Source organism: Cryobacterium soli, assembly GCF_003611035.1.
Taxonomy (GTDB): domain Bacteria; phylum Actinomycetota; class Actinomycetes; order Actinomycetales; family Microbacteriaceae; genus Cryobacterium; species Cryobacterium soli.
Genome location: NZ_CP030033.1, coordinates 152,226 through 165,893, shown reverse-complemented (window position 1 = coordinate 165,893; position 13,668 = coordinate 152,226). Strand labels below are relative to the sequence as shown.

Below are 13,668 nucleotides of genomic sequence, written 5' to 3'. Positions count from 1 at the left end.
CCTTTCGGATGGAGCTGAAAAATGGATACCAGGGCGCGGGTCCGGCCGGTGAGGGCCGGCACAGCACGTCATGGGAGATCAGAGGGGTGGGTGCCACGGGCCGCCCGGCTACAGGGCGAATCCACTCCAACACACGTTTCGCGACGCAGCCGCATGACGAAACCAGTTGTAGGCGAGGTCAAGGCTAGCACAACGGGGCTGCGATTCAGCGCTGATTCAGGGGCCGACAGCACTCATCAGGGCGCTGCTACTCGCCGTGGATGATCCGGCGCAGTTTGGCCAGCCGGGCCGACACATCCCGCTCGTTGCCGTGTTCGGTGGGCTGGTAGTACTGCGTACGCCGCAATTGGGTGGGCAGGTAGTCCTGCGCGAGCACGCCGAGCGCGTCGTCGTGCGGGTACTTGTAGCCCTTGCCATGGCCGAGCCGTTTGGCGCCCGGGTAGTGGGCGTCCCGCAGGTGCTTGGGCACCCGGCCGGTGTTGCCGGCCCGCACGTCGGCGATGGCCGCGTCGAGGGCCAGGTACGCGGCGTTGGACTTGGGGGCGCAGGCCAGGTGCACGACGGCCTGGGCGAGCGGGATGCGGCCCTCGGGCATACCGATGTACTGCACAGCGTCGGCGGCCGCGATGGCGATCACAAGTGACTGCGGGTCGGCCATACCGATGTCCTCGGAGGCGAGCACGATGATGCGCCGGCAGATGAATCGCGGGTCCTCACCGGCCTCGATCATGCGGGCCAGGTAGTGCAGGGAGGCGTCGACGTCCGACCCGCGCACGGACTTGATGAAGGCGCTGATCACGTCGTAGTGCTCGTCGCCGTTCCGGTCGTAGCGAAGCAACGCCCGGTCCACCGCAAGGGAGACGATCTCGGTGGTGATGACGGGCTTGTCGCCGGCCACGGTCTCGGTCGTCGCGGCCGACACCGAGGCCGCCTCCAGCGCGGTCAGTGCCCGGCGTGCGTCTCCGGAGGCGAGCCGGATGATCGCACCGCGGGCCTCCGGGTCCAGAACGAACCTGTCGGCCAGTCCCCGGGGGTCGGTGACGGCACGGTCCACCACGATGCCGAGGTCGTCGTCGCTCAGCGTCTCCAGCGTGAGCAGGAGGGACCGCGACAGCAGCGGAGAGATCACCGAGAACGACGGATTCTCGGTGGTCGCCGCCACAAGGATGATGATGCCGTTCTCCACGCCGGGGAGCAGGGCGTCCTGCTGGGCCTTGCTGAACCGGTGGATCTCGTCGAGGAACAGAACCGTGGACAACCCGTACAGGTCCCGGCTGGTGCGGGCCTCCTCCATCACCTGACGCACATCCCGCACGCCCGCGGACACAGCGGACAGCTCGACGAACCGCCGGCCGGAGCTGTGCGCGATGGTCTGGGCGAGCGTGGTCTTGCCGGTTCCGGGCGGGCCCCACAGGATGACCGACACCGAGCCCTGCTCCCCCGTCTTGTCGTTGGCGAGGCTGACCAGGGGGGACCCCGGGGTCAGCAGGTGTCGTTGGCCCGCGACCTCGGCCAGGCTCTTCGGGCGCATCCGAACGGCAAGCGGCGTCGCGCCCGTGCGCAGGCCTGGTTGAACGGAAGACATGGTCCCAGCGTAGTTTGTGCCGCCGACACCGGGTGGCGCCCTGGCTCCCCGGCCCCCGCGCCCCACTCGCCCCACTCGCTCCGCTGCACATGCCCGACGCGGGCGCTGAGCGGCTCAATTGTTCCCGCCGCCGCGGGATGCGTAGAGTTCACAGTGACCCGGGCCCTGTCGCCCGCACGCTTTGATTCCGCCGCAGGCGGCACCTGGAGGATTCCCGTGGCACCGAGCAGTAAACAGGATCGCGAAGCCCGCGAAGCACGTGGCCGCGTTCGCGCCTATCAGGCCAGGCAGACCGTGCACACGCTGCAGGGCAAGCGCCGGGTGCGCGACAACATTCTCGCCGGAAGCATCCTGGTCGTCGTGCTGGCCGTGCTCGTGGGCGCCCAGCTGTTCTACTTCGGCGGCGGTCCCGGTACTCCGGAGCCATCGGCCTCCTCCACGGCCGAGCCCACGCCCACTGCTTCGGCGACTCCCGGCGCCAATTCCGGCGACGTCCCCTCCAGCGACCTGGCCGAAGGCCGCACCTGGACCGGAACCCTGACGCTCAACGACATTCCCCTGGGCGTGGAGCTGGATGGCGCGCTGGCCCCCCAGGCGGTGTCCTCGACACTCAGCCTCGCGAACTCCGGTTTCTACGACGGGCTCAGCTGTCACCGCCTCACCACGGGCGACGGCTTCTCCGTGCTGCAGTGCGGCGACCCGAACGGCGACGGCACGGGCGGCCCCGGCTACAGCTACGGTCCCGTCGAGAACGCTCCCGCCGACAACGTGTACCCGGCGGGCACCATCGCGATGGCCAGGTCCACAGACGGCTACAGCATGGGCAGCCAGTTCTTCATCGTCTACGGCGACACGACGATTCCCGCCAACGAGGCCGGCGGCTACTCGGTGATCGGAACGGTCACCAGTGGCCTCGATCAGCTCGCCAGCCAGATCGCCGACGCGGGCGTGGCCGACGGTTCAACCGATGGGGCCCCTGTGGTGCCCACCACGATCACCTCGTTCTCGGTGCAGTAACGGTTCTCGATGCCGAGATAATCGGTGCGGTAGACGCCCTCGGTCATAACAGTTCGGTCGATTCCGCTGAACCTCGGGCACGCTTGCAATAGGCTTGTGCCCGTATTGGCTTCAGCCCGTACTGGCTCGTTCAGGGATTCGTCCGCTGCAGTACTCCACTGGGGTACGTCACCGCACGGCGAATCAACCAAATCATTAAGGTGAGGCTCTTGACTACGACAGATCAGCAACCATGGGGTCGCGTAGACGAAACCGGCACGGTTTACGTGCGCGAAGCCGACGGCGAGCGTGCCGTCGGGCAGTACCCCGACGCGACGCCGGAAGAGGCGCTCGCCTACTTCGAACGCAAGTATGTGGAGCTGAACGGACAGGTCACCCTGCTCGAACAGCGCGCAAAGGGCGGCGCCCCTGCCGCCGACATCGCCAAGTCGGTGGCGAACCTCTCGAAGTCGGTCGCGACGGCCAACGCCGTCGGCAACCTCGCGGCCCTCGCTGAGCGCCTCGGCGCCCTCGGCGGAACCGTCAGCGAGCTCACCGAGCAGCAGGGCGTCGAGGCGAAGGCTGCCGGCGCCGCCGCCCTGGCTGAACGTGCCGCCATCGTCGAAGAGGCCGAACGCCTTGCCGCCGAGGACCCCGCCAAGACCCAGTGGAAGCAGACCAGCGCCGCCCTCGACGCTCTCTTCGCCAAGTGGCAGGCACACCAGCACGATGCTCCGCGGATCCCCAAGGGTGAGGCCAACGAGCTGTGGAAGCGATTCCGCGCCGCGCGCACGACCATCGAGCAGAACCGCAAGGCCTTCTTCGCCGAGCTGGACAGTGCCCACAAGGACGTCCGCAACCGTAAGCAGCAACTCATCGAGAAGGCGGAGGCCCTTGCTCCGCAGGGAGCAGACGGCATTCCGGCCTACCGCAACCTGCTCGAGGACTGGAAGGCCGCCGGTCGCTCCGGCAAGAAGCAGGACGACGCCATGTGGGCGAAGTTCAAAGCAGCCGGAGACGTGCTCTACTCCGTGAAGAGCGAGATCGACGTCGCCGACAACGAGGAGTTCTCCGCGAACCTGGTCGTCAAGCTCGAACTTCTCACCGAGGCGGAGACCCTCCTCACGGAGACCGACCGCGTCAAGGCCCGTGAGCTGCTCAGCTCGATCCAGCGTCGCTGGGACGCAGCTGGCAAGGTCCCCCGCGACCAGGTCAAGCCGGTCGAGGAACGCATGCGCAAGGTCGAAGCCGCAGTGCGCAAGCTCGACGACGACCACTGGAAGCGCAACAACCCCGAAACCAAGGCCCGAGCCGAGGGCCTCGCCGGTCAGCTGCACGACGCGATCGCCAAGCTCGAGGCCGAACTGGCCGCCGCGCAGGAGACCACGGACGCCCGCAAGATCAAGGACGCCACCGAGGCGCTCGAGACCCGCAAGGCATGGCTGAAGGCCATCGGCCAGTAGCCGACGCCTCTGCACATCGGTCACGGGACCGGGGATCTGTCCACAGATTCCCGGTCCCGTTTCCAGTTGCATCCCCGGACCCCGCAGCCTGAGGAGATGACTCCTCTCGTTCCCGTTGCCTTGACCGGTGCCGACCTGCCGATCGCCGAACTGTGCGGAGCCCGTCTGGACGGCGAGCTCTTCTCCCTGGCCGGGTCGTGGTGCCCGGTCGACGCTGCCGACGGTCCGGCCATGCGTGCGGCCGCAGTCGCCGGACTCGCCCGGTCCGCCTCCGGTCGCCTCGTCGCCGAGCGGATGACCGCCGCGTGGATCTACGGTCTCGCCCCGGAGCCGGCGCAACACCAGTTCTGCGTCGACGTGACGGCACGCATCCAGAAGTCCACGGGGCCGAATGCCCAGCTGCGCGAAGTGCGGCTGAGGCACCACGATGTGCGGGACGTGGGCGGACTGCCCGTCACGGTGCCCCGGCGCACCGCGGTGGACCTGGCTCGGTGGGGCTGCTCACCCGGTGCTAGGGCCGACACCGAGCTGCTCGCTGCGCTGCTGTCCTACGACGGGGACTCGCACAGCGCCGACGAGGTGCCCAGTTGGCGCCCGGGTATCTCGTTCAGCCGCGTCGCTGCCGCCGAACTGAGCCAGGCCCGCCGCCGGCTGTGCGGGTGACGCACGGACCGACGGGTCTCACCCGAATATCAGCCGTCGCTGACGCGGTACACGTCATACACGGCGTCGATACGCCGCACGGCGTTCAACACCCGGTCCAGGTGGGTGGTGTCACCCATCTCGAAGACGAACCGGCTGATGGCCAGCCGGTCGCTGGAGGTGTTCACGGTGGCCGAGAGGATGTTCACGTGGTGCTCGGACAGCACCCGGGTCACATCCGACAGCAGACCGGACCGGTCAAGGGCCTCGATCTGGATCTGCACCAAGAAGAGGCTCTTGGAGGTCGGCGCCCAGTCCACGTCGATCATCCGCTCGGGTTCCTTGAGCAGTGACTGCACATTGTGGCAGTCGGACTGGTGCACCGAGACTCCGGAGCCGCGCGTGATGAATCCCACGATCTTGTCGCCCGGCACCGGGGTGCAGCACCGGGCGAGCTTGACGAGGATATCGGGCGCACCGCGCACCAGGATGCCGGAGTCGTTGTTGCGGAGGGTCTGGGTGCGGCCGTTCGGGGTGAACGGCAGGTCGGTCGCGTCGCTCTCCTCCACGCTCTGGAGCGTGGCGACGACCTTCTCCAGGACGGACTGGGTGGAGACGTGACCCTCGCCGACGGCGGCGTAGAGCGCCGACACGTCTTCGTAGCGCATGACCGCGGCGACCTCGGCGAAGGAGTCCTGGTTCATGAGCTTCTGCAGCGGCAGGTTCTGCTTGCGCATCGCTCTGGCGATCGCGTCACGGCCCTGCTCGATCGCTTCGTCGCGGCGTTCCTTGGTGAACCACTGCCGGATCTTGTTGCGCGCCCGGGGGCTCTTGACGAAGTTGAGCCAGTCCTGGCTGGGGCCGGAGTCGGGGTTCTTCGAGGTGAACACCTCGACGACATCGCCCGTGGTGAGCGAGCTCTCCAGGGGCACCAGACGACCGTTGACCTTCGCGCCCATGGTGCGGTGGCCCACCTCGGTGTGCACAGCATAGGCGAAGTCCACCGGGGTGGCGTCGGCGGGGAGCCCGATCACGCGACCCTTGGGGGTGAAGACGTAGACCTCCTTGGCGCCGATCTCATAGCGTAGGGAGTCGAGGAACTCGTTCGGGTCGGCCGTCTCGGCCTGCCAGTCGGAAATGTGCGCGAGCCAGGCCATGTCGGTGTCGCTCTGCGGACCAGGTCCAGAGCTCTTGCCGTTGACCTGCTCCTTGTACTTCCAGTGCGAGGCCACACCGTACTCGGCGCGCTCGTGCATCTCCTGCGTGCGGATCTGGATCTCGACCGGACGACCGCTCGGGCCGAGAACTGTCGTGTGCAACGACTGGTACAGGTTGAACTTGGGTGTGGCGATGTAGTCCTTGAACCGACCGGGCAGCGGGGTCCACCGAGCGTGGATGGCGCCGAGCACGGCGTAACAGTCGCGCACCGAGTTGACCAGAACGCGAATGCCGACGAGGTCGTAGATCTCGTCGAATTCGCGGCCGCGCACGACCATCTTCTGGTAGATCGAGTAGTACTGCTTGGGCCGGCCGGCCACCTTACCGCGGATGCGTGCGGCCTTCAGATCGTCGTTGATCGCGTCGATGACGTACTGCACGAACTCTTCGCGCTGCGGGGTGCGCTGCTTGACGAGGCTTTCGATCTCGGCATACAGCTTGGGGTAGAGCACGCCGAAGGAGAGGTCTTCCAGTTCCCACTTGATGGTCTGGATACCGAGCCGGTGCGCCAGCGGGGCGTAGATCTCGAGGGTCTCGGTGGCCTTGCGGATCGCCGACTCGGCGGGGACGAAACCCCAGGTGCGGGCGTTGTGCAGACGGTCGGCGAGCTTGATGATCAGAACCCGGATGTCCTTGGACATCGCGACGATCATCTTGCGCACGGTCTCGGCCTGGGTGCTGTCGCCGTACTTGACCTTGTCGAGCTTGGTGACCCCGTCGACGAGCATGGTGATCTCGTCGCCGAAATCGGCGCGCAACTGATCGAGGGTGTAGTCCGTGTCCTCGACAGTGTCGTGCAGCAGGGCAGCGGCCACGGTCTTGGGGCCGATACCGAGATCCGCCAGGATCTGGGCCACGGCGACGGGATGCGTGATGTACGGCTCGCCGCTGCGGCGCTTCTGGCCCTCGTGCGCGCGCTCGGCGGCGGTGTAGGCCCGTTCAATGATGGACAGGTCCACCTTCGGGTGGTGCGTGCGCACCGTCCGAAGCAGCGTGTCCACGGCACCTGCCGGCTGGGCGCGGGAGAAGATCCGCGGGACCAGGCGGCGCAGGGACGCAGGCGATGGCGTTGTTGTCTCGGTCATCTCGTTACCTCATTCCCTGGCGCCAATTATCCCTGTACTAGCGGATAAACGGTAAACCGGGCGATGCCACCGGATATTCCCGCGTCTGGGCGCTGCTCACGCGGAGGCGTCCACGTGCGTGTTCGAGGCGACCCCGTCCGACACCGTGGTCGTCGACGTTCCGGCGGCCTTGGCCTTGAGAGCCAGCGCCTTCTTGTCGCGCTTGCGGATCTCGGGCTCGTTCTCACGCAGTTGGGCGTAGAGCGGCGACGCGATGAAGATCGTGGAGTAGGTACCCACGAGCATGCCGATCAGCAGAGCGAGCGAGATGTCCCGCAGGGTACCTGCGCCGAGTACGAAGGCGCCGATCACGAGGATGGAAGCCACCGGGAGCACGGCCACGATCGAGGTGTTGATCGACCGGACAAGGGTCTGGTTGACCGCAAGGTTGACCGACTCGGCAAAGGTGCGCCGGGACTCCGGTCCGTCCTCGCTGGTGTTCTCGCGGATCTTGTCGAACACCACCACGGTGTCGTAGAGCGAGTAACCCAGGATGGTGAGGAAGCCGATCACGGCCGCTGGGGTGATCTCGAAGCCCGTGATGCCGTAGAACCCTGCGGTGATCACGAGGTCGTGCAGCAGCGCCACCATGGCCGCGACCGCCATCTTCCAGGTGCGGAAGTACAGGGCCATGACGGCGCCGGCAAGAACGAGGAAGGTCAACAGGGCGCGGATGGCGGAGCCGGTGATGTCCTGGCCCCAGGACGGGCCGATGAACGACGACGTCACCTGGGCAGGTTCGATGCTGTACGCCGAGGCGAGGGCAGCGCGAACCTCGCGGCTCTCGGTGTCGGTGAGCTGGTCGGTCTGCACCCGGATGCCATCGCTGCCGACGGCCGAGATCTTGGGTACGGCAGCCGGTACGACGTCGGCCACGGCCGCGGCCGCGGGGCCCTGGTCCAGCGTGCTGGTGTCGGAGAGGACGAACTCGGATCCACCGGTGAACTCGATGCCGAAGGTGAATCCACCACGCAGCACCGGACCCAGGATCGCGACGAGGATCATCACGGCGGCGATCGAATACCACAGCTTCCGACGGCCGACGATGTTGTACGAGCGCTTGCCCGTGTGCAGGTCGTTGCCGAACTGGCTGAAGCTGGCCATTAGGAATCCTTCCCGTCGGTCGGCTTACTCGAGCCGGATCCGATGAGCTCAGCCGCCTTGCGTTCGGCGATGGTCTGACGTTTGACGGCTTCCTTGCTGGCGGAAGCACCCTTGCGCGACGTGCCCGGTGCGGCGGGGGCCGCGAACTGCGCCCGGCCGCGATAGACGGCGCCCAGCGCGCGGGATCCAGCCCGCTGAAGCGGTGGCCCTCACCGAAGAACTTGGTGCGGGCCAGAAGCTGCAGCGTGGGGTGGGTGAACATGGCCACGACGAGCAGGTCGACGAGGGTCGTCAGGCCCAGGGTGAGGGCGAAGCCACGGACGTTGCCGACGGCGAGGATGAAGAGCACGGCTGCAGCGAGGAAGTTGACCGTGTCGGACGCGATGATGGTGCGGATGGCGCGACGCCAGCCGGACTCGACCGCCGACACGAGTCCCCTGCCGTCGCGCAACTCGTCGCGCACCCGCTCGAAGTAGACGATGAAGGAGTCCGCGGTGATACCGATGGCCACGATGAGGCCCGCGACACCGGCGAGCGAGAGCCGGTAGCCCTCCCGCCAGGACAGCAGGGTGATCAGGAAATAGGTGATCACCGCGGCGACGGCCAGCGACGCGATGGTGACCAGGCCGAGCAGACGGTACTGCGCCAGGGAGTACAGGACCACCAGGATCAGTCCGATCAGACCGGCGATGAGTCCGCTCTGCAGCTGGGTGGATCCGAGGGTGGCCGAGATGGTGTCCTGGCTCTGCACGGTGAAGCTGATCGGCAGGGCGCCGAACTTGAGCTGGTCGGCGAGAGCCTTCGAGGTGTCCTGGTCGAAAGAGCCGGTGATCTGCGGCTTGCCGTCGGTGATCACGGCGAGGGTGCGCGGAGCGGAGATGACTTTGCCGTCGAGCACGATGGCGAACTGGTTCTGCGCGCCCTCCAGGCCGCTCAGGCGGGTCGTGACGTCGGCGAAGGCCCGGGTTCCGGTGCCGTCGAAGACGATGTTCACGGCCCACTCGCCGGTGGTCGCGCCGCTCTGCGTGGTGACCTGCCCGTTGGTGGCGTCGGAGATGTTCTCGCCGCTGACCTCGACCGGGCCGAGGATGTACTTGACGCTCCCGTCGGTCTCACAGGTGATCAGGGGCTGATCGGCCGGTGCGACGGTGGTGGTGTCGATGTCGCTGCACTGGAAGGTGTCGAACTCCTCCTGCAGGGCAGGGGTGATGTTGTTCAGGTCGCTGGCGTCGGTCGGGGCGACGGACGGGGTCGTCTCCGGAGCGGGGGTGGCGGCATCCGTCGCAGCATCGGTCGCAGCATCCGTGGCGCCGGGAGTGGCGGTGGAACCATCGGCGCCGACGCTGTCAGCGGAAGGAGCTGAGGCGATCAGGACCGGGCGGAACTCGAGCTTGGCCGAGGACTGGATGCGGTTCAGGGTGGCGTCGTCGGGGGTGCCGGGGATCGACACAACGATGTTCTCCCCGCCCTGGGTGTTGATCTCCGATTCGGAGACACCGGCAGAGTCGATGCGCTGGCGGATGATCGAGACAGCCTGGCTCAGCTGTTCGGACGAGACCGTCTGGCCCGACTCGAGCTTGGGAGCCAGGATGATCTGCGTTCCGCCCTCGAGGTCGAGAGCCAGCTTGGGGGTCCAGGACCCGCCGCCGGAGAGCACTCCGGCCCCGTTCAGAGCGATGAGACCGACGATGATCACGCCAAGCCAGGTCAGCGAGCGCCAGGCCTTCTTGGTCGGAGACGACTTAGCCACCTATTGAACTCAGCTTTCTTTGCTCGTGCCCACGCCGATGGGCGTGGGCACGGAGAGGGGATGTGTTACGCGTCGCCCTTTTTGGGTTCGGTGTTTGTGTCGGTCACGGTCGTGCTGTCAGACGCCGAGTCATCGGTCGGCTCCGTCTCGGTGCGCTGGCCGTATTCCGGCTCGCCCACGATGGCCGGCGTGCCGGCGGTCTCATCGACGGTGTCGTCGAGGACGACGTCGTCACCCACGACGGTGGGCTCGACGACGCGAGCGATGGTCTGACGGTGGATCTGCACGATGGTTCCCGGTGCGATCTCGAGAGCGACCTTGTTCTCTTCTTCGTCGATGGACACGATGGTGCCGTAGAGACCGAAGTTGGTCATGACGTCCGCGCCGGCCACCATCTTCGACTGCAGGGCCAGGGTGTCCTTCTGGCGCTTGCGGCCGTTGCGAAACATGAAGAACACGAGCAGCGCCAAAACGGCGAGCATGACAAGAGTCAACGGATCCATAGAACTGTGAGACCTTCCCGCACCTGGGACATGCCGGTGCAGTGTTGGGGATGTGCAGAGCTTTTTGTGTGCTGAGCTGTCGAGGAGCGGAGCTTCGACGGGCCGAGCACTGGGTTACACGCCTGACGGGCGTGCCTGACCAGCTTGAATTATAGAACATCCAAGGTGAACGCAGCCTGAGGATCACTCAGTCCGAAGTGCCGCCACGCTGCGGGAGTGGCAACCCGCCCTCGCGGGGTACGCGTGAGGAAGCCTATCCGTACCAGGAAGGGCTCGACGACCGATTCGATGGTGTCCGGTTCCTCCCCCACCGAGACAGCCAGGGTGTTGAGGCCGACCGGGCCACCCCCAAAACGGGTCAGCACGATGTTCATGACCTCCCGGTCGAGCCTGTCGAGGCCGATCTCGTCGACGTCGTACAGCTCCAACGCGGCGTGGACGGCGGCCAGGTCGGCGTCGCCGCCGTGCACCAAGGCGTAGTCGCGCACCCGCCGCAGCAGCCGGTTGGCGATCCGGGGAGTTCCGCGGCAGCGGCCGGCGATCTCGGCGATGGCTTCCCGGTCGATGACGAGGCCGAGCAGTCTCGCAGCCCGGGTGAGCACCTGTTCGAGTTCGTCGTCGGCGTAGAACTCCAGGTGCGCGGTGAAACCGAACCGGTCCCGCAACGGGTTGGGCAGCATCCCCGAGCGGGTGGTGGCACCCACGAGAGTGAACGGGGCCAGGTCGAGCGGCACCGAGGTGGCCCCCGCGCCCTTGCCCACCATGATGTCGATGCGGAAGTCCTCCATCGCCAGGTAGAGCATCTCCTCGGCGGACCGTGCCATGCGGTGGATCTCGTCGATGAAGAGCACCTCGCCGGGCACAAGCGACGAGAGCACGGCGGCGAGGTCACCGGCGTGCTGGATGGCCGGGCCGCTCGACATGCGCAGGGGGCGGTTGCCCTCGTAGGCGATGATCATGGCCAGGGTGGTCTTGCCGAGGCCGGGAGGACCCGCCAGGAGAATGTGGTCGGGGGTGCGCTGCTGCATGGACGCGGCGGTGAGCAGAAGCTGCAACTGGCCGCGTACCTTCTGCTGGCCCACGAATTCGGTGAGACTCTTGGGACGCAGGGCGCCTTCGAAGGCGAGTTCGGCATCGCCGGCCAGGGCCGGGTTGGCCAGTTCGACTCCGGGATCCGTCGTCATCAGCGGTGGCTCCCGTCTGCGGCGCCGGCGTGTTGGGCCGGACCGAGGCGGGCCAGGGCCAGACGCAGGACGGCAGCGACGCCGGCTTCTTCGGCGTCGAACTCGGCGCTGCTGCCGGCCAGGATCTCCTCGACGGCCTGAGCGGCGACCTTCTCGGACCAGCCGAGACCGATCAGGGCGGTCTGCACGCTGGTGCCTACAGCGGCCGTGGCACTCGGGCGGCCTGGCGTGGCGGATGCGGCGGTGACGACGAGCTTGCCGGCTAGGGACAGCACGATGAGCTTGGCGGTCTTGGGGCCGATACCGCTCACCTTGCGGAAGACCGAGTCGTCTTCGGCGGACACGGCCTGCGCGATCTGGTTGGGGCTGAGGACGGCCAGCACGCCGAGGGCCGACTTGGGTCCGACCCCGGTGACGCCGACCAGAAGTTCGAAGACAGCCAGCTCGTCGGCGGAGGGGAACCCGTACAGCGTGAGGGAATCCTCCCTCACGATCAGTGTGGTCGACAGCCGGGTCTCGGTGCCGACCCGGGCGGCCAGGGCCGTCGGAGGGGTGACCTGCACGGCCAGTCCCACTCCCCCGACCTCGATGACCACCGTGGAACCCAGGGCGGACAGGACAGGGCCACGCACTGAAGAGATCACGTATTCAGCCTACGGTGCGCCGCCGACGTTGCCGCCGCCGCGCCCGGCGCGTTGCCGCGCTCCGCATCCCGCCAGGCCTTCTGCGCCGGGGTGAGGGCTCCGGGGTTGCGGGCCGGGGTGGACCTGTTGCCGGCCGCCACTGTGCCGCTGGTGGGCAGCACTCCGCCGCCGACGCCGGTCCGCCAGGCGTGGCAGATGGCCAGCGCCAGCGCGTCGGCGGCATCCGCCGGCTTCGGGATCTCCGCCAGTCCGAGCACCCGGGCCACCATGGTGCCCACCTGCTTCTTGTCGGCGGAGCCGTACCCGGTGATGGCGGCCTTGACCTCGCTGGGGGTGTGCAGGGTCACGGTGAGGCCACGCCGGGCGGCGAGCATGAGGGCCACGCCGCTGATCTGCGCCGTGCCCATCACCGTGCTTACGTTCTGCTGGGCGAAGACGCGCTCGATGGCCACGAATTGGGGTTGGTGCCGGTCGAGCAGTTCCTCGAGTCCTTCGCCGATGAGCAAAAGTCGGCGCTCGAGGCTCAGGTCGGGGGAACTGCGCAGCACCTGCACGTCCACCAGTGTGGCCGAGCGGTTCGCTGCGACGTCGACGATGCCGACGCCGCAGCGGGTCAGGCCGGGGTCGATGCCCAGCACCCTGACCGTCATGGGTGTGCTATTCGCTCTCGGATTCGAGTTCGGCCTGCACCTCGGGCGTGACGTCGTAGTTGCTGTAGATGTTCTGCACGTCGTCGAGCTCCTCGAGGGCGTCGATGAGCCTGAACACCTTGCGGGCGGTCTCGGCGTCGACCTCGATCTTGAGCTGCGGAACGAAGGCGATGTCGGCCGAGTCGTAGTCGATGCCCGCGGTCTGCAGCGCGGTACGGGTGGCGACGAGGTCGTGGGCTTCACTGAAGACCTCGAACTTCTCGCCGTCGTCGACGACTTCCTCGGCTCCCGCATCGAGCACGGCGGCGAGCACATCGTCTTCCGTGACATCGTTGCCCTTGGGGACGACGACGATGCCCTTCCGGTGGAAGTTGTAGGCGACGCTGCCCGGGTCGGCCATGTTGCCGCCGTTGCGGCTGACTGTCGTGCGCACCTCGGCGGCCGCGCGGTTCTTGTTGTCGGTGAGGCACTCGATCATGATCGCGACGCCGTTGGCGGCGTAGCCCTCGTACATGATGGTCGTGTAGTCGACGACCTCGCCGGAGAGGCCGGCGCCGCGCTTGACGGCGCGGTCGATGTTGTCGTTGGGGACCGAGGTCTTCTTGGCCTTCTGGATGGCGTCGACGAGAGTGGGGTTACCCGACAGGTCGGCGCCGCCCATGCGGGCCGCGACCTCGATGTTCTTGATCAGCTTGGCGAACGCCTTGGCCCGACGCGAGTCGGTGACGGCCTTCTGGTGCTTGGTTGTCGCCCATTTGGAGTGCCCGGACATGAATCTCCCGTGTGTCGCTTAGTCGTGCGACGC

Annotated in this window: 11 protein-coding genes and 1 pseudogene; 3 read left to right on the top strand and 9 right to left on the bottom strand. The window is 67.2% G+C overall.

Translation table 11 applies throughout. The annotated features are described in order from the left end of the window. Window positions 1-247: 247 nt before the first annotated feature. On the bottom strand, window positions 248-1,585 hold the full coding sequence (locus tag DOE79_RS00835) for a replication-associated recombination protein A (protein WP_120336887.1): 1,338 nt from the start codon (window positions 1,583-1,585) through the stop codon (window positions 248-250). A 216-nt stretch (window positions 1,586-1,801) separates the two neighbouring features. Here DOE79_RS00835 and DOE79_RS00830 point away from each other — a divergent pair, with 216 nt between their 5' ends. The 3 genes from DOE79_RS00830 to DOE79_RS00820 all read left to right on the top strand — a co-directional run bounded on the left by DOE79_RS00830 (window position 1,802) and on the right by DOE79_RS00820 (window position 4,707). Further along, window positions 1,802-2,602 carry a peptidylprolyl isomerase gene (locus DOE79_RS00830; RefSeq protein WP_120336886.1) on the top strand — a complete coding sequence of 267 codons (801 nt, stop codon included), beginning with the start codon at window positions 1,802-1,804 and terminating at the stop codon, window positions 2,600-2,602. A gap of 209 nt (window positions 2,603-2,811) precedes the next feature. Continuing rightward, window positions 2,812-4,044, top strand: coding sequence for a DUF349 domain-containing protein (locus DOE79_RS00825; RefSeq protein WP_120336885.1), 1,233 nt, complete (start codon window positions 2,812-2,814; stop codon window positions 4,042-4,044). Window positions 4,045-4,140: 96 nt separating this feature from the next. Beyond that, window positions 4,141-4,707, top strand: a complete 567-nt coding sequence (locus DOE79_RS00820; RefSeq protein ID WP_120336884.1) for a type IV toxin-antitoxin system AbiEi family antitoxin — start codon at window positions 4,141-4,143, stop codon at window positions 4,705-4,707. A 29-nt stretch (window positions 4,708-4,736) separates the two neighbouring features. Here the strand turns inward: DOE79_RS00820 and DOE79_RS00815 are convergent, their stop codons facing one another. The 8 genes and pseudogenes from DOE79_RS00815 to DOE79_RS00780 form a co-directional block, all read right to left on the bottom strand. Beyond that, a complete protein-coding gene (locus DOE79_RS00815) occupies window positions 4,737-6,989 on the bottom strand; it encodes a RelA/SpoT family protein (RefSeq protein ID WP_120336883.1) in 2,253 nt (750 codons plus the stop codon). Between the two features lie 96 nt (window positions 6,990-7,085). Then, window positions 7,086-8,132 (bottom strand): protein translocase subunit SecF, encoded by a 1,047-nt coding sequence (secF, locus tag DOE79_RS00810; protein ID WP_120336882.1) that lies wholly within the window; start codon window positions 8,130-8,132, stop codon window positions 7,086-7,088. Beyond that, a pseudogene (gene secD / locus DOE79_RS00805) lies at window positions 8,132-9,882 on the bottom strand (protein translocase subunit SecD). The gene secF and the pseudogene secD overlap by 1 nt, the downstream one beginning before the upstream one ends. Before the next feature lie 65 nt (window positions 9,883-9,947). Next, window positions 9,948-10,364 carry a preprotein translocase subunit YajC gene (gene yajC / locus DOE79_RS00800; protein ID WP_245977053.1) on the bottom strand — a complete coding sequence of 139 codons (417 nt, stop codon included), beginning with the start codon at window positions 10,362-10,364 and terminating at the stop codon, window positions 9,948-9,950. A gap of 170 nt (window positions 10,365-10,534) precedes the next feature. Further along, a complete protein-coding gene (ruvB, locus tag DOE79_RS00795; protein WP_120336880.1) occupies window positions 10,535-11,569 on the bottom strand; it encodes a Holliday junction branch migration DNA helicase RuvB in 1,035 nt (344 codons plus the stop codon). Then, complete coding sequence (ruvA, locus tag DOE79_RS00790; protein ID WP_120336879.1) at window positions 11,569-12,213, bottom strand: Holliday junction branch migration protein RuvA; 645 nt, start codon at window positions 12,211-12,213, stop codon at window positions 11,569-11,571. Before ruvA ends, ruvB begins: the two co-directional genes overlap by 1 nt. Beyond that, window positions 12,210-12,863: a crossover junction endodeoxyribonuclease RuvC gene (gene ruvC / locus DOE79_RS00785; protein WP_120336878.1), complete on the bottom strand. Its 654-nt coding sequence runs from the start codon at window positions 12,861-12,863 to the stop codon at window positions 12,210-12,212. The genes ruvA and ruvC overlap by 4 nt, the downstream gene beginning before the upstream one ends. A gap of 7 nt (window positions 12,864-12,870) precedes the next feature. Further along, window positions 12,871-13,635 (bottom strand): YebC/PmpR family DNA-binding transcriptional regulator, encoded by a 765-nt coding sequence (locus tag DOE79_RS00780; protein ID WP_120336877.1) that lies wholly within the window; start codon window positions 13,633-13,635, stop codon window positions 12,871-12,873. Window positions 13,636-13,668: the final 33 nt, after the last annotated feature.

Coding starts and splice junctions, on each gene's coding strand:
- DOE79_RS00835 (WP_120336887.1), bottom strand. CDS start 1,585: ATGTCTTCCGTTCAACCAGGCCTGCGCACGGGCGCGACGCCGCTTGCC.
- DOE79_RS00820 (WP_120336884.1), top strand. CDS start 4,141: ATGACTCCTCTCGTTCCCGTTGCCTTGACCGGTGCCGACCTGCCGATC.
- DOE79_RS00815 (WP_120336883.1), bottom strand. CDS start 6,989: ATGACCGAGACAACAACGCCATCGCCTGCGTCCCTGCGCCGCCTGGTC.
- secF (WP_120336882.1), bottom strand. CDS start 8,132: ATGGCCAGCTTCAGCCAGTTCGGCAACGACCTGCACACGGGCAAGCGC.
- yajC (WP_245977053.1), bottom strand. CDS start 10,364: ATGCTCGCCGTTTTGGCGCTGCTCGTGTTCTTCATGTTTCGCAACGGC.
- ruvB (WP_120336880.1), bottom strand. CDS start 11,569: ATGACGACGGATCCCGGAGTCGAACTGGCCAACCCGGCCCTGGCCGGC.
- ruvC (WP_120336878.1), bottom strand. CDS start 12,863: ATGACGGTCAGGGTGCTGGGCATCGACCCCGGCCTGACCCGCTGCGGC.
- DOE79_RS00780 (WP_120336877.1), bottom strand. CDS start 13,635: ATGTCCGGGCACTCCAAATGGGCGACAACCAAGCACCAGAAGGCCGTC.